We start from the raw sequence: 15,459 nt of genomic DNA on the forward strand, positions 1-15,459 counted from the left end.
CAACGCACCGGGGAGTTCGCGCTGCCGAAAAACCGGCGGGCACAAAATCCATGGGGGAATGTCCAGTGAGCCTCGCGTCCCGAACGACCGGTTACTTCACCACGCCGCAGCACGAGCGGTTGCGCGCCGAGGTGCGCGCGTTCGCCGAGGCGGAGGTCGCGCCCGCGGTGGCGGGCATGGAGGAGTCCAAGGCCGTCCACACCGAGCTGTCCCGACTGATCGCGCGCCAGGGCTGGCTCGGCGTCACCGTCGACCCGGAGTACGGCGGCCTGGGCCTGGGCCACCTGGCCAAGACCATCATCATCGAGGAGCTGTCCCGCGTCAGCGGCGCGATGGGCGCGATGGTGCAGGCGTCCCAGCTCGGTGTCGCGAAGATCGTGCACTTCGGCAACGAGGAGCAGAAGCGGCACTGGTTGCCCCGGGTCGGCGACGGCCGGTGCCTGCCGACCATCGCGGTGACCGAGCCGGACGCGGGCGGGCACGTGCTCGGCATGTCCAGCACGGCGGAACGGGTCGGCGACGAGTACGTGCTCAACGGGCGCAAGGTGTTCGTGGGCAACAGCCACGTCGGCGACCTGCACGGGGTGGTGGTCCGCACCGGGCCCGGTTCCGGTGGGCTGTCCGCGTTCCTGGTGGAGTCGACCGCGCCGGGCTTCTCGCTCGCGCCGCACCGGCCCGCCATGGGCCTGCACGGCTTCAGCTTCGGCGAGCTGGTCTTCGAGGACTGCCGGGTGCCCGCGGCGAACCTGCTGGGCGCCGAGGGGGACGGCCTCGCCGTCGCGTACTCGTCCAGCGTCCTGTACGGGCGCCCCAACCTGACCGCGGTGTCGCTCGGCATCCACCGCGCGATCGTGGAGCAGACCGTCGAGTTCGCCCGCGCCCACCGGCGGTACGGCAAGCCGCTGGCCGAGCTGCCCACCGTGAAGCAGAAGCTGGGGCAGATGCAGTCCCAGCTCATGACCGCGCGCCTGGCCGCCTACTACGCCGCGCACCAGCTCGACCAGGGCGCGCCGTGCGACGCGGACCTGATCAGCGCCAAGCTGCTCAACGTCGAGTCCTCTTTGGACTCGGCACGCACGGCGATGGAGATCCACGCCGCGTACGGGCTCGACCCCGGCCGCACGGTCGAGCGCCTGCTGCGCGACGCGAACCACATCTACTCCCCCGCCGGCACGTCGGACATCCAGCGGCTGCGACTGGCCGAGGTGGCTCTGGGCACCTACCAGGACCAGTGGTCGGCGCGGCTGGCCGACAAGCTGCGCGCGAGCAGCGTCGCCCTCGATCGGGTCACGCTCGTGGCGGGCGAGCCGGCGAACCTGCCGCTCGGCGAACCCGCGGTCGCGGCGGCCCGCTAACGCGTCGACGCCGGGCCCTCCGCCGACCGGGGGGCCCGGCCACCGCGCGGCTCACCCAGCTTCACCGCCACCACGCCGCCGAGGATCGACGCGCCGCCGGCCAGTTGGACGGGACCGGGTGCTTCGCCGAGGAGCAGCCACGCGAACACCAGCGCCATCACGACCTCGGTCAACGCCACGAACGACGCCAGCCGCGAGCCCAGCCGCCTGGTCGCGGCGATGCCGGCGACGTACGCCAGGGCCGCCGTCACCACGCCCAGCGCGAGCAGCGGCGGCCACCACGCCACGGTGAACCCGTCGAACGCGACCGGCTCCGCCGACACCGAGAACCCGACGATCCCGACCGCGCCCGCGAGCACCAGCACGACGCCGCCCACCAGCAGCCCACCCGCGGCCAGCACCACGCCCGGCAGCCCGTCCGCGTCCCGCGCGTTGAGCACGAAGTACACCGCCGCGCCCACCATCGCGGCCAACGCCCACAGCACGCCGACGGCGCTGACCCGCGCACCGGACACCACGTCGAGCACCAGCAGCAACCCGAGCAGGCCCAGCACGCCGCCGAGCGCGGTCAGCCGGGTCGGTCGCTGACCGTGCCGCAGCCACAGCCAGCCGACCACGGCCACCGGCGCGGTGTACTCGACCAGCAGGGCGACCCCGACCTCCATGTGCGCCACGGCGTTGAAGAAGGCGAGCTGGCAGCCCGCGACCGCGACCAGCCCGTAGGCCGTGATCAACGGCGCGGTCCGGCGCAGCAGGGACCACCGGCCGCGCAGCGCGACGGCCGCGATCGGCGTCAGCACGGCGGCGGCCAACAGCACCCGGGCCGCCACCGCGGCCGCCGACGACCAGCCCGCGTCCATCAGCCCGCGCGCCAGCGGTCCGGACAACCCGAAGGACGACGCCGACAGCAGTGCGAAGCCCAACCCGGCCCGCACCCGCCCGCCCACCTGCGTGTCATGTGTCATTGTCGCCATGACCCATGACGCTATGGACCGGGTCGGTAATCTGTCAACATGGTTTTCACCCATGACACGACGGCGTCGCTGATCGCCGCGGTCGCCCTGGTGAACTCGGCCGAAGAGCCGGACACGATGACCGACCCGGACCGGCTCGACGCGTTCTTCGCCGAGCACGGCTACACCGGCTCGCACACCCGCGACGAGGCCGAGCTGGCGGCCGTCCGAGCGCTGCGCGCCCCGCTGCGCCGGCTGCTGACCAGCGACCGCGACACCGCCGTGGCGCTGGTGAACGACGTGCTGGCCCGGCACCGGGCGGTGCCGCAACTCGTGCGGCACGACGGGTTCGACTACCACCTGCACGCCACCGACCCCGCCGCGCCGCTCGCCGACCGGATCGAGGTGGAGACCGCGATGGCGATGGTCGACGTGATCCGCGCCGACGAGCTGAGCCGCCTGTCGGTGTGCGCGGACGACACGTGCGGCGGGCTCGTGCTCGACCTGTCCCGCAACCGCTCGCGCCGCTACTGCAGCACGGCGTGCGGCAACCGGATCGCCGTCGCGGCCTACCGCGCCCGCAAGGGCTGAACCCCCTCACCCGACGACCGCCGACGAAGGGAGCGCCAGTCGACCCCGGTGAGCCACATCACCCGGATGGCGGCCACGCGGCCGGACTGATAATGATTACCATTCCCTCAGTCCCCGGTCCGACGCCCCTTCGGAGGAGCACGCGTGGCGCACTTGTTGATGATCGAGAGCTGGGTGGGCGCGATGAGTTCGTTGCTGCCACGGGCGATCCACGAGTCCGGCCACCGGTTCACCTTCCTCACCCGGGACCTGCGGCACTACCTGCGCGCCGCGCCCGCGCACCCGCACCCGTTGCTGGCGGCGGACAACGTGCTCACCGCGGAGACCAACGACGTGCCCGCGCTGCTGTCCTACGCGGAGCGGTTGCACGGCGTGCTGGCGTTCGACGGCGTGATCTCCTCGTGCGACTACTACCTGTCCACGGTCGCCGCCGTCGCCGCCCACCTCGGCCTGCCCGGACCGGACCCGCTGGCCGTCGAACGCGCCTACCGCAAGGACCTCACGCGCACGACCACCTCGGCGGCGGGCGTGCCCGGTCCCCGGTTCGCGCTGACCCGGGACTGGCCCGCCACCGCGAAGGCCGCCGCCGAGCTGGGTTACCCGCTGGTGGTCAAGCCGGTCGACCTGTGCGCGGGGATGCACGTGCGGGAGGTGCGCGACGAGGCCGCGCTGCGCGAGGCGTACCAGGCGCTGGAAGCGTTCCCGGTCAACGCGCGCGGCCAGGAGCGGGTGCCGACCGTGCTGCTGGAGGAGCTGCTCGTCGGCCCCGAGGTGAGCGTCGAGACGGTGACGGCGGCCGGGACGACCTACGTGATCGGGGTGACCGACAAGAGCCTGGCCGGGCGGCCGTGGTTCGTGGAGAGCGGCCACATGTTCCCGGCGGCGTTGAGCGATGCCGACCGCGGCGCGGCCGTGGACACCGCCGTGAGCGCGATCGAAGCGCTGGGCCTGGACCACGCCGTCGCGCACACCGAGGTCAAGCTGACCGCCGACGGCCCCCGCCTGATCGAGGTCAACCCGCGCCCGGCGGGCAACCGGATCACCGAGCTGGTCCGCCGGGTGACCGGGATCGACCTGCCTTCGGTGTTCGCCGACCTCGCCGTGGGCCGTCAGCCGGACCTGCGCGCCCGGGAGACGGGTGTGGGCAGTGCCGCCATCTCGTTCCTGCTGCCGCCGCGCGCCGGTGTGGTGGCCGGGATCGACGGCGTCGAGGCCTTGGCCGCCGACCCGGAGGTGGTCGACTGGGCCGCCAAGCCCGCGGGCCACCGCGCCGGCGAGCCGACCAGCAACAACAGCTACCTCGGGCACGTCATGGTGACGTCGCCGGACGGTGACGCGCGCACCCGCGCCGAGCGGGTCGTCGGCGCGCTGGACGTGCGCTACGCGGAGCCCGTCGCGTGACCGCGCGACCGGACCGACCCGCCGCCCCGCCGGACGCGCACCACGTGGGACCTGTCGCACCACCGAACCGACCCGCTCGCACGCCGCACCTCCGCCACGCCGGAGGTGGCGCGTGACCGCGCAAGCCGACCGACGCCCCCTGTCCGGCGTCACGGAGCTCATCGCGCTCGCCCGCGCCGGAGCCATGGGGCCCGACCCGGCCGAGGCGGAGGTCAGCGTCGCCTTCACCACGAGGCAGGGCGCGCGGCACGTGTCGCGGGGGCGGGCGTACCGCAACACGGTGATCAGCGTCCGCATCGGCGACGCGGTCGGCTCGTGCGCGGTCGAACCCGACGGCGCGGACGACGCGAGCGTGACCGACTGCGTCGGCGAGAGCGCCGCGGACCTGCTCGGCCACCCCGACCCCGCCATCCGGACCGCCGTGCTGGACGCGTACCTGATGCACGCGCACCCGCACCACCTCTCCGCCGCGCGGCACGTCGTGATCGGCGCGGGCGACTCGCTGGCCAAGTCGATGGCCCGCGCGTCGGCCGTGGTCGACCTGCTGGACGCCCGGCCGGGGCAGCGGGTGCTGGTCGTCGGGGTGGTGAACTCGCTGCTGCACCACCTGCGCGACCGCGGCCTGCGCTACGTGCCGTGCGACCTCAAGGGCGGGCGCACCGAGTGGGGCGAGCCGATCGTGACCGACGCGCTCGCCGCCGTCGCCGACTGTGACCTGGTGCTGGCCTCCGGCATGACGGTCGGCAACGGCAGCTTCGAGCCGCTGCTGCGCACGTCCGTCGCGGCCGACCGGCCGCTGGTGGTGTTCGCCCAGACCGCGAGCGCGATCGTGCCGTGGTTCCTCGGGTCGGGTGTCACGGCGGTGTCGGCCGAGCCGTTCCCGTTCTTCTGGCTGCACGGCGGCCCGACCACGTTGCACCTCTACCGAGCCTCCCCCACCGGACGGGCCCGGTGACCGCGCTGTCCCGAGTGGGCGTCCGCAACCCCCACCTGTTCGACCTGCTCGGCAACACCCCGGTCGCCCGCATCGACACGCCGCTGCCGCACCGGCACGGCGGGTTCTGGGCGAAGCTGGAGTGCCTGGGCGCGGGCGGGATGAAGGCCCGATCGGCGGTCGCCATGCTGGTGGCCGCGCGGGAACGCGGCGAGCTGCGCCCCGGCGCGGTCGTCGTGGAGTCGACCAGCGGCACGCTCGGCCTCGGCCTGGCGTTCGCGGGCCAGGCGCTGGGCCACCCGGTGGTCCTGGTGGTCGACCACGAGCTGGAGCCGTCGATGCGCGCGTTGCTGCGGGCGCACGGCGCGCGGCTGGAGGTCGTGGACCGGCCGCACCCGACCGGCGGCTGGCAGCAGGCCAGGCTGGACCGGCTGCACGCCCTGCTGCGCGGGCTGCCCGGCGCGTACTGGCCCGACCAGTACAACAACCCCGACAACCCCGCCGGGTACGCGGGGCTGGCCCGTGAGCTGGCCGCCCAGCTCGACCACGCCGACGTGCTGGTGTGCAGCGTCGGCACGGGCGGGCACAGCACCGGTGTCGTGACGGCGCTGCGCCGGCACTGGCCGGACGTGCGGCTCATCGGCGTGGACACGGTCGGCTCGACCATCTTCGGCCAGCCCGCCCGCCCCCGGGTCATGCGCGGGCTGGGCAGCAGCATCCACCCGCGCAACGTCGCCTACGAGCTGTTCGACGAGGTGCACTGGCTCGGCCCGGTGGAGGTGGTGGACGCGTGCCGCCGGCTGGCGCGGGACTGCTTCGTCACCGGCGGCTGGAGCACCGGCGCGGTGGCCCTGGTGTCGTCGTGGGTGGCGCGCGTCGAACCGGGCGCGACCGTCGTGACGATCTTCCCCGACGGCCCGCACCGCTACCTCGGCACGATCTTCGACGACGACTTCTGCCGCTCGCGGGGGCTGTTGGGCACGCCCGAGGACCGACCGGTGGAGATCGCCGACACCGCCGAGGTCGAGGTCACCAGCTGGGCCCGGTGCCGCACGGTGCACGCGCCCGAGGCCGTCGGGGTGCCGGCGTGAAGCTCGACTGGACGGTGTACGGGCTGCACCTGCGGTCGCCGCTGCGGATCTCGCGGTCGGTGATGGCGCGGCGGGACGCGGTGCGCGTGGTCCTGGAGGCCGACGGGGTCCGCGGCCACGGCGAGGTCGTGACCAGCCAGTACTACGGGCTGGACGTGGAGCGGATCACCGGGCTGCTGCACGACCTCGCGCCCGTGGTCGCCTCCTGCGCGGATCCGGGCGAGCTGCGGGCACTCCTGCCCGAGCTGCCGCCGGGCGTGCTCGCCGCCGTGGACGCCGCGCTGCACGACCTCGAAGCGCTGCGCGCGGGCGTGCCGGTGCACGCGGCCCTGGGCATTCCGCAGTGGACGGACGTGCCGACGGCGTACACGATCGGCATCGGCTCGGTGCGCGACGCGGCCACCGAAGCCGCCGCGTTGGCCGCGCGCGGGTTCCGCGTGCTGAAGGTCAAGGTCGGCGCGGAGGACGACGTGGCCCGGGTCGAAGCGGTCCGGGCCGCCGCGCCCGACGCCCGGCTCGTCCTCGACCCCAACGGCGGCTGGACCGCCGAGCGGGCCGTGCGGGTGGTCGACCGGCTCACCGGTGTCGACGCCTTGGAGCAGCCGATCCCGCCGGGTCGGTGGGACGAGCTGGCGTGGCTGCGCGAGCGGTGCCCGGTGCCGTTGATCGCGGACGAGGACGCCGCCACGGTCGCCGACGTGCGGGCGCTGGCGGACCTGGTCGACGGGGTGAACGTCAAGCTGGCCAAGTGCGGCGGCCTCACCGCGGCGCGCGAGGTCGTCGACGTCGCGCGGGCGTGCGGCCTGGACGTGATGCTGGGCTGCCTGGTGGCCAGCTCGTTGGGCATCGCGCCCGCCGTGCACCTCACCGGTCACGCGCGGTGGGTCGACCTGGACGGCCACCTGCTGCTGGCCGACGACCCGTGGACGGGCATCGGCGGCGAGGACGGCACGCTGCGGCTGACCGGCGTGCCGGGGCTCGGCGTGGTGGCCCGATGAGGCGCTTCCCGCTGTCGGTGCGCCTGCTGCTGGTCAACCAGTTCGGCGTGAACACCGGCTTCTACCTGCTCATCCCCTACCTGGCCACGCACCTGGGCGACCTGGGGCTGTCCGTGGCGACCATCGGCGCGGTCCTGGGCGTGCGGACGTTGAGCCAGCAGGGGCTGTTCCTGTTCGGCGGCACGGCGTCCGACCGGCTCGGGCCGCGCCGGGTCATCATCGCGGGCTGCGCGGTCCGGGCCGTCGGGTTCGGCCTGTTCGCGGCGGGCGAGTCGGTGGCGGTCCTGCTGGCCGCGTCCGTCCTCAGCGGGCTGGCGGGCGCGTTGTTCAACCCGGCCGTGCGCGCCTACATCGCCGAGGAGTCCGAGGACCGGGCCGGCGCGTTCGCGCTGTTCAACGCCTACGGGCAGGCGGGCGCGCTGGCCGGGCCGCTGCTGGGCGGCCTGCTGCTGCTGTGGGACTTCCGGCTCGCGGCGCTGGTCGCGGCCGGCATCTTCGCCGCGCTCACGGTCGCGCAGGCCGCGGTGCTGCCCGACCGGCCGGTGGCGCCGCACCGGGGCACGGTGCTGGACGACTGGCGCGAGTGCCTGACCGACCGGCGGTTCCTGGCGTTCACCGGCGCGTTGACGGGCGTGTTCGTGTTGCAGAACCAGCTCTACCTGGTGCTGCCGCTGGAGGCGCGACGGCTGAGCGGGTCGTCGTTCGCGGTCGCCGCGGTGTTCCTGGTGTCGACCGCCGCGACCCTGCTGTTCCAGGTGCGCGTGACCCGGGCGCTGGAACGGTTCGCGCGCGGGCGGGCCATCGCGCTCGGCACCGCGGTGATGGGGCTGGGTTTCGTCGCCACGGCGGTGAGCCACCTGGGGTCGCTCGGCGGCATCGCGCCGGTGCTCGTCGCGACGCTGCTGCTGTCGCTCGGCGTGATGATCTCGCAGCCGTTCGTCTACGAGTTGATCCCCGCGTTCGGCCGCGCCGGGTTGGCCGGCACCTACTTCGGCGTGTTCTACCTGGCCTCCGGCCTCGCCGCGGCGCTGGGGAACGCGGCGATCGGCTGGGTGTTCGGCCGGTCGGCCCCGGCCGCGTCGCTGCTGTGCGTGGCGGTCGGGCTCGGCTGCGCGGCGGCCGTGGCCTGGCTGCACCGGCGTGGCGTGCTGACCGTGAACCGAGAGGTGGCCACATGAGCGAGAACCTGCTGACCGACAACCCCGGCCTGTACGAGCAGCAGTTCCCCGACCCGGACCACGTCGCCGCCCGCTTCACGCACGACGTCGTGACGCGGTTCGGCGGGGGCCGGGCCCTGCTGGACGTCGGCTGCGGCACCGGCCGCGACGCCGGTCACCTGGCGAGCCTCGGGTACGACGTGGTCGGCCTGGACAGCTCCGAGCGGATGGTCCGGCACGCCCGCGCGCACCACCCCGCGGTCGGGTTCGTGCTCGGCGACATGCGGACGTTCGACCTCGGCCGCCGCTTCGACGTGATCACGTGCCTGGACAGCGCGCTGCTGTACTGCCACACGAACGCCGACCTCACCGCGTTCCTCGACCGCTGCCGCGCACACCTCGAACCCGGTGGACTGCTGGTGGCGGAGATGCGCAACGGCGCGTTCTTCCTCGGCAGCACCGAGCTCCTCGACGGCGTCCGCACCCGCACGGTCGTCTGGGAAGGCGTGTCCTACACCTCGCACACCAGGCTCTGGATCGACCACGCGGCCCAACTGCTGCGCCGCCGGCGCGAGTGGTGGTGGCCCGGCGCGCAGCCGCTCGTGCAGCGCTCGGCGTGGCGGCTGCTGTTCCCGCAGGAACTGCGGCACTTCCTCGACCACGCCGGGTTCGACGTGCTCGCCCTGTTCGACTCGCCGGGGCCGCGCACCGAACCCCCCTGGGCACCGGACGAGCCGTGGACGGCCGACGCCGGGTTGAGCGAGGCCCTGTCCGGAGACCGCCTGCACCTCGTCGCGCGCCTGCGCCCCTGAAAGGAACACCATGCACCCCCTCAACCGCCGCGGTTTCCTCGGCCTCACCGCCGGCCTCTCGATCGCCGCCCTCACCGGCTGCGGCACGCAGACCCCGACCTCCGCCGCGTCCGCCCCCCGCGACGGCGGACGGCTGCGCGCCGCGTTCGCGGGCGGCGGGGCCAAGGAGGTGCTGGACCCGCACCTGGCCAACCTGTTCGTGGAGGCCGCCCGGTCCAAGGCGCTGTACGACAAGCTCGCCGACCTCGGCCCGGACGTCTCCGCCCAGCCCAGACTCGCCGAGAAGTGGGAACCCGACGCCACCCTGACCCGCTGGCGCATCACCCTGCGGCAGGCGACGTTCCACGACGGCCGGCCCGTGCGCGCGGAGGACGTGCTGGCCAGCTACGCCCGCATCCTCGACCCGAACCGCGCGTTCCGGGCCAAGTCCAGCCTCGCCGTGATCGACCTGGCGAACAGCCGCGCGGTGGACGAGCGGACGGTGGAGTTCGCGCTGCAGCGGCCGTTCGTGGAGTTCCCGAACGTGCTGGCCGCGTTCGGCGCGTACGTCGTGCCCGCGGGCACCGAGGACTTCACCAGCCCGGTCGGCTCCGGCCCGTTCCGCTTCGTGTCGTTCGAACCCGGCAAGTCGGTGCTGCTCAAGCGGCACGGCGAGTACTGGGAGGGGGCGCCGCACCTGGACGAGCTGGAGTTCGTGATCGCCAACGAGGAGTCGGCGCGGACCAACGCGCTGCTCGGCGGCCAGGTCGAGTACGCGCACGACCTCACGCCGACCACCGCGCGCGGCCACGAGGCCGGCGGCCGGATGGCGATCCACCGCGCGCCCAACAGCGCCGTGCAGGCGTTCGCGATGAAGCTGGACCGGCCGCCGTTCGACAACCGGGACCTGCGCGAGGCGTTGTTCCTGCTGGCCGACCGGCCGCAGCTGGTCGAGTCGGTGCTCGCGGGCAGCGGGCAGGTGGGCAACGACCTGTTCGGCAAGGGCTACCAGCACTACGCCGACGACATCCCGCAGCGCACCCGCGACCTGGACAGGGCGAAGTTCCTGATCCGCCGGGCGGGCGCGGAAGGCCTGACGGTCAAGCTGGACACCTCCACCGCCGCGGCGGGCATGGTCGAGGCCGCGACGGTGTTCGCCGACCAGGTCAAGGGCTCGGGACTGACCATCGAGGTGGTCACCGGCAACAAGGACAGCTACTGGTCCGACACGCTCAAGAACGGCTCGCTGTCGAGCTTCCGGTCCGGCGCGATGCCGATCGAGACCCACGTCGCGCAACGGCTGCTCAGCGGTTCGGGCACCAACGTGACCAAGTGGGCCCGGCCGGAGTTCGACGCCCTGTACGACCGGGCCGTGTCCACCGTGGACGCCGGGCGGCGCGATGAGGTGTACCGGGAGATGCAGCGCTCCCTGCACGCCGAGGGCGGCTACCTGATGTGGGGCTTCGCGGACTGGATCGTGGGCGCGGCCCCGAACGTCGGCGGCATCTCCACCGCGCCCGCGAACACGCTGGACTGGGCGCGGTTCGACAAGGTGTGGTTGGGGTGAGCCTGCGCCGGTACGCCGCCCGACGGCTGGCCCTGGGCCTGGTCCAGGTGCTCGCCGTCGTCACGGTGGTGTTCCTGCTGGTGCAGGCGCTGCCCGGGGACGCGGCGGTGGCGCTGGCGGGAGACAACCCGGACCCGAAGCGGATCGAGCAGATCCGGGTCGCGATGGGGCTGGACCGGCCACCGCTGGAGCGGTTCGGCGACTGGGTCGCGGGGTTGGCGCGCGGTGACTTCGGCGTGTCGCTGATCTCCGGTCGGCCGGTGGTCGAGTTCCTGCACGACGGGCTGGGGCCCACGCTGGTGCTGGCGGCGCTCGCCCTGGTGCTGCTGATCCCGTTGTCGGTGCTGCTGGGCGTGCTGGCGGCGTTGCGCGAGGGCGGGCCGCTGGACCGGGCCGTCACGACGGTCACCGTGGGCCTGCACTCCATCCCGGAGTTCGCGCTGGCCGTGGTGCTGATCGCGCTGTTCGGGGTGCAGTTGCGGTGGCTGCCGCCCACGGCGGTGGGCGCGGACCTGCTCGGGCAGCCTGCCGTGCTGGTGCTGCCGCTGGTGGTGCTGGTGGCGCGGCCGCTGTGCTCGATCAGCAGGCTGGTCCGCGCCGGGATGATCGACGCGCTGGCGTCGGACCACGTCCGGCACGCGCGGCGGCTCGGCATCGGCGTGACGCGGGTCCGGTTCGCGCACGCGCTGCCGACCGCGCTGGCGCCCGCCGTGCAGCAGGTGGCGCGGACCACCGACTGGCTGCTGGGCGGCGTGATCGTGGTCGAGGCGGTGTTCGTCATCCCCGGCCTGGGCACGATCCTGGTGGACGCCGTCGCGGGTCGCGACCTGCCGGTGGTGCAGGGGCTGGCGGTGGTGTTCGCGGTGACCACGGTCGTGGTGAACCTGGTCGCCGACCTGCTGGTGTTCCGGCTCGCCCCGCGATCGGTGGCGATCGCGTGAGGGGCGTCGGCTGGCTGCTCGTGCTGGTGCCGCTGGCACTGGCGCTGCTGGGGCCGCTGTTCGTGCCGGACGAGCTGACGCGCGGCGCGCCGTTCGTGGCGAACTCGTCGCTGGGCACCGACTTCGTCGGCCGGGACGTGTGGCACCAGGTGCTCGCGGGCGGGCAGACCGTGGTGCTGGTCGCGGTGCTGGCCACGGTGGTGTCGTACTCGGCGGGCGTGCCGTGGGGCGTGGTCGCCGCGATGACCCGCCTGCGGGTCGTGGACGAGGTGCTGATGCGGCCGCTGGACCTGCTCCTGGCCGTGCCGTCGCTGCTGGTGCTGATCCTGGTGGCGGCCATCGCCGGGCCCGGGCTGCCGGTGCTCGTCGGCGTGGTGGCGCTGGTCAACTTCCCCGACGTGGCGCGGATCTCGCGGGCCGCCGCGCTGGAGATCGCCGGACGTCCGGCGCTGGAGGCGATGCGGTTGCAGGGCGAGACGTGGTGGCGGACGTCGGTCGTCTACACGGGACGGTCGATGCTGCGGACGCTGGCCGCCGACTCGGGCGTGCGGCTGACCGGCGCGCTGTACCTGGTCGCGTCGGCCAGCTTCCTCGGCGTCGGCGTCGCGCCGGACGCCGCCGACTGGGCCGTCATGGTCGACCGCAACCGGGTGGGGCTGTTCCTCCAGCCGTGGGCGGTGGTGGTGCCCGCGCTGCTGATCGTCGCGTTGTCGGTGGGGCTGAACCTGGTGTTCGACCGGGCGTTGCGGGCGGAGGCGCGGACGTGACGACCGTGGTGCACGTCGAGGACCTGCGCGCGGTCGCCGGGACGCACGCGCTGGTCGACGGCGTCAGCTTCGCGTTGGCCGCCGGGCAGGTGGTCGCGCTGGTCGGCGCGTCCGGCAGCGGCAAGACCACCACGGGGCTCGCGCTGCTCGGCGAGCACGCGCCGGGCGTGTCGGTGAGCGGGCGGGTCACCGTGACCGGCCGGGTCGGGTTCGTGCCGCAGCAGCCGTCGGCGGCGCTGAACCCGGTGCGGCGGCTCGGCGGCGTGTTCCGGGAGATCGCCGCGCTGCACCCCGGCGACCGCGACGCGCTGATCACGACCGCGCTGCGCCGGGCCCGCGTGCCGGTGGAGCTGCTGCGCCGGTACCCGCACGAGCTGTCCGGCGGTCAGCAGCAGCGGGTGGTGCTGGCGCAGGCCCTGGTGGGCGACCCGGCCGTGCTGGTCGCCGACGAGCCGACCACCGGGCAGGACCCGATCACCCGGGCCGAGGTGGTGGACGAGCTGGCGTCGGTCGTGGCGCAGGGCGTGGCGCTGGTGCTGCTCACGCACGACCTGGACGTGGTGCGCGCGTTGGCCGACGAGGTCGTGGTGCTGCGGTCGGGTCGGGTCGTGGAGGCGGGCCCGGTGGCCGACGTGCTCGACCGGCCGCGGTCGGACTACACCGCCGCGCTGGTCGCGGCACAGCCCCGGGTCACCGTGCCCGACGGGCGCCCGGCCGTCGCACCCCGGCTGGAGACGCGGGCGCTGACCGCGCGGCACCGCGCCACGACCGTGCTGCACGACGTGGACGTGCGGGTGGGCGCGGGCGAGTGCCTGGCCGTCGTGGGCCGGTCCGGGAGCGGCAAGACCACGCTCGCCCGGTGCGTCGCCGGGCTGCACGCCGGGTTCACCGGCGACGTGCTGCTCGACGGCCGCCCGCTGCCGCGGTCGTTGCGCCGCCGGTCCCGGTCCGAGCTGGCCGCGGTGCAGTACGTGTTCCAGGACCCCCGCGCGTCGTTCGACGCCTACCGCACCGTGCTCGACCAGGTCAGCCGTACCGCCGTGCGGCTCGGCGGCGTCACCGACGCGCGTGCGGCGGCGTTGGCGGAGCTGGCGGCCGTGGGGCTGGACGAGGCGACCGCGACCCGCCGGCCCGCCGCGCTGTCCGGCGGCGAGCTGCAACGCGCCGCGCTGGTGCGCGCCCTGCTGGCCCGGCCCGACGTGCTGGTGTGCGACGAGATCACGGCCGGGCTGGACACCCTGACCCAGGCGAGCCTGCTCGACCAGCTCGCCGCGCTGACCTGCACCGTGGTGCTGATCAGCCACGACCTGGCCGTCGTCGCCCGGCTGGCCGACCGCGTCGCCGTGCTGCACCAGGGGCGCGTCGTCGAGCACGGCCCGGCGGGCGACGTCCTGGGCTCCCCCACCCACCCGGTCACCATCGGCCTGCTGGGCCGCTCGATGGAAGGAACAGAGGAGAAGAAGACATGACCCCCTACCACCGCGAAGTGGGGCCGTACGAGGTCCGCCGCGCGCGCGAGTCCGATCTGGACGGTGCCCGCAGCGTCATGCTGGACACGTTCTACCAGGAGTTCGGCTACGGTTACCGGCCCGAGTGGCACCGGGACGTGGTCGACCTCGAAGGCGCCTACCTGCGTCCCGAGCGGCACGCGTTGTTCGTCGCGGTCAAGGGCGACGAGGTGGTGGCCACCACCGGCGTGCGCGCCACCGCGCCCGCCAGCCCGCCGCACCCCGCCTGGCTGGCCGCCCGGTACCCCGACGGCGTGACGGCGCAGTTGTTCCGGGTGTACGTGCGGCCGGACCACCGCCGGGCCGGGTTGGCGCGGGCGCTGGTCGGGATGGCCACCGGATTCGTCGCCGCGACGCCGGGTTACGAACGGCTGTACCTGCACACCGACACCCGGATCGCCGGGGCCGAGCCGTTCTGGCGGTCCGTGGCGGAGGAGGTGCACGACGCCCGTGACGGCGACCCGATTACCTTCCAGACCGTCCACTTCGAGATCCCGCTGCCGCGCTGAGCACCGCGCCCGGCCACCTCACCGGCGGAGCAGGTCCGCCAACGACGTGGCCGGGCGCCCGGTGAGCGCGGGCACCGCGTCGCTCACCCCGTCCAGCTCGCCGCGGGCGATGGCGGTGTAGGTGGAGACCCAGGCGTCGAGCTGCCAGTCCGGCGCGCCGTACTTCGCGCGGGAGCGGTAGGCCTCCTCCACCGTCTCCGGGTGGTAGGTGATCGTGCGGCCGGTGGCGTCCGACAGCACGGCCGCGATGTCGCGCAACGTCAGCGCTTGCGGCCCGGTGAGGTCGTACGTGCGGCCCGCGTGCGGCCCCGGATCGGTGAGCACGGCGGTGGCGGCGTCGGCGATGTCGTCCTGCGCCACGACGGCCGCCCGCCCGTCGCCGGCGGGACCGCGCAGCACGTCGTCGTCCCCGACCATGCCGGGCAGGAAGTCGGCGTAGAGGTTGTCCCGCAGGAACGTGAACGCCATTCCGCTCGCGCGGATGTGCTGCTCGGTGGCGTGGTGGTCGCGCGCGAGCGTGAACGTGGCGTCCGCGGCGGCCCCGGCGAACGAGGTGTAGACGAGGTGGGACACCCCGGCGTCCGCCGCGGCGTCGACGAAGGCCCGGTGCTGGTCGACGCGGTCCACCGACTCGGCCGCCGAGACCATGAGGACGACCGGGATGCCCTCCAGGGCGCGGCGAACGGCGTCGCGGTCGGCGAACGCGGCTCGCGCCACGGTCGCGTCGGGCAGGTCCGGCGCCCGCGACGGGTCCCGGACGAGGAGCAGTGGGGCGTGCCCGGCGTCGGCGAGGCGGCGGGCGACGCGGCCACCGATGTTCCCGGTGGCGCCGGTGACGGCGAGCGACGGCATGCGGCGTGGTCCTCTCGGCTGGTCGCGCCGAGTCTCCCACCCCC

The 15,459-nt window shown here is 74.4% G+C and carries 15 protein-coding genes; 13 read left to right on the forward strand and 2 right to left on the reverse strand.

What is annotated here, in order from left to right:
* Positions 1 to 65: 65 nt before the first annotated feature.
* Complete coding sequence (locus FHX81_RS10355) at positions 66 to 1,355, forward strand: acyl-CoA dehydrogenase family protein (RefSeq protein WP_246107740.1); 1,290 nt, start codon at positions 66 to 68, stop codon at positions 1,353 to 1,355.
* Here the strand turns inward: FHX81_RS10355 and FHX81_RS10360 are convergent.
* Positions 1,352 to 2,329 (reverse strand): EamA family transporter, encoded by a 978-nt coding sequence (locus FHX81_RS10360; protein WP_141977314.1) that lies wholly within the window; start codon positions 2,327 to 2,329, stop codon positions 1,352 to 1,354. The two genes, FHX81_RS10355 and FHX81_RS10360, sit on opposite strands and share 4 nt — an antisense overlap.
* 39 nt (positions 2,330 to 2,368) lie before the next feature.
* On the opposite strand from FHX81_RS10360, the gene FHX81_RS10365 reads away from it, so the two are divergent.
* The 12 genes from FHX81_RS10365 to FHX81_RS10420 all read left to right on the forward strand — a co-directional run bounded on the left by FHX81_RS10365 (position 2,369) and on the right by FHX81_RS10420 (position 14,563).
* Entirely contained in the window at positions 2,369 to 2,899 is a 531-nt protein-coding gene (locus tag FHX81_RS10365) for a CGNR zinc finger domain-containing protein (protein WP_141977316.1), read from the forward strand.
* A 144-nt stretch (positions 2,900 to 3,043) separates the two neighbouring features.
* On the forward strand, positions 3,044 to 4,300 hold the full coding sequence (locus tag FHX81_RS10370; RefSeq protein ID WP_141977318.1) for an ATP-grasp domain-containing protein: 1,257 nt from the start codon (positions 3,044 to 3,046) through the stop codon (positions 4,298 to 4,300).
* Between the two features lie 112 nt (positions 4,301 to 4,412).
* The gene (locus tag FHX81_RS10375) at positions 4,413 to 5,255 is read left to right on the forward strand and encodes a Rossmann-like domain-containing protein (RefSeq protein WP_246107741.1); all 843 of its coding nucleotides are present in this window, start codon (positions 4,413 to 4,415) and stop codon (positions 5,253 to 5,255) included.
* Positions 5,252 to 6,325, forward strand: coding sequence for a PLP-dependent cysteine synthase family protein (locus FHX81_RS10380; protein WP_425473810.1), 1,074 nt, complete (start codon positions 5,252 to 5,254; stop codon positions 6,323 to 6,325). Before FHX81_RS10375 ends, FHX81_RS10380 begins: the two co-directional genes overlap by 4 nt.
* Positions 6,322 to 7,323, forward strand: coding sequence for a dipeptide epimerase (locus FHX81_RS10385; RefSeq protein ID WP_246107742.1), 1,002 nt, complete (start codon positions 6,322 to 6,324; stop codon positions 7,321 to 7,323). The genes FHX81_RS10380 and FHX81_RS10385 overlap by 4 nt, the downstream gene beginning before the upstream one ends.
* A complete protein-coding gene (locus FHX81_RS10390) occupies positions 7,320 to 8,501 on the forward strand; it encodes an MFS transporter (RefSeq protein WP_141977320.1) in 1,182 nt (393 codons plus the stop codon). Before FHX81_RS10385 ends, FHX81_RS10390 begins: the two co-directional genes overlap by 4 nt.
* Positions 8,498 to 9,292: a class I SAM-dependent methyltransferase gene (locus tag FHX81_RS10395; RefSeq protein WP_141977322.1), complete on the forward strand. Its 795-nt coding sequence runs from the start codon at positions 8,498 to 8,500 to the stop codon at positions 9,290 to 9,292. The genes FHX81_RS10390 and FHX81_RS10395 overlap by 4 nt, the downstream gene beginning before the upstream one ends.
* Positions 9,293 to 9,302: 10 nt before the next feature.
* On the forward strand, positions 9,303 to 10,838 hold the full coding sequence (locus FHX81_RS10400; RefSeq protein ID WP_141977324.1) for an ABC transporter substrate-binding protein: 1,536 nt from the start codon (positions 9,303 to 9,305) through the stop codon (positions 10,836 to 10,838).
* Positions 10,835 to 11,779 (forward strand): ABC transporter permease, encoded by a 945-nt coding sequence (locus FHX81_RS10405; protein ID WP_141977327.1) that lies wholly within the window; start codon positions 10,835 to 10,837, stop codon positions 11,777 to 11,779. Before FHX81_RS10400 ends, FHX81_RS10405 begins: the two co-directional genes overlap by 4 nt.
* Positions 11,776 to 12,546 carry an ABC transporter permease gene (locus tag FHX81_RS10410; RefSeq protein ID WP_246107743.1) on the forward strand — a complete coding sequence of 257 codons (771 nt, stop codon included), beginning with the start codon at positions 11,776 to 11,778 and terminating at the stop codon, positions 12,544 to 12,546. Before FHX81_RS10405 ends, FHX81_RS10410 begins: the two co-directional genes overlap by 4 nt.
* Positions 12,543 to 14,015 carry an ABC transporter ATP-binding protein gene (locus FHX81_RS10415; RefSeq protein ID WP_246107744.1) on the forward strand — a complete coding sequence of 491 codons (1,473 nt, stop codon included), beginning with the start codon at positions 12,543 to 12,545 and terminating at the stop codon, positions 14,013 to 14,015. Before FHX81_RS10410 ends, FHX81_RS10415 begins: the two co-directional genes overlap by 4 nt.
* Entirely contained in the window at positions 14,012 to 14,563 is a 552-nt protein-coding gene (locus FHX81_RS10420; protein ID WP_141977329.1) for a GNAT family N-acetyltransferase, read from the forward strand. The genes FHX81_RS10415 and FHX81_RS10420 overlap by 4 nt, the downstream gene beginning before the upstream one ends.
* Before the next feature lie 18 nt (positions 14,564 to 14,581).
* Here FHX81_RS10420 and FHX81_RS10425 read toward each other — a convergent pair whose 3' ends face one another.
* The gene (locus tag FHX81_RS10425; RefSeq protein ID WP_141977331.1) at positions 14,582 to 15,415 is read right to left on the reverse strand and encodes an SDR family oxidoreductase; all 834 of its coding nucleotides are present in this window, start codon (positions 15,413 to 15,415) and stop codon (positions 14,582 to 14,584) included.
* Positions 15,416 to 15,459 lie beyond the last annotated feature (44 nt).

It is taken from the genome of Saccharothrix saharensis, assembly GCF_006716745.1.
GTDB classification, from domain to species: domain Bacteria; phylum Actinomycetota; class Actinomycetes; order Mycobacteriales; family Pseudonocardiaceae; genus Actinosynnema; species Actinosynnema saharense.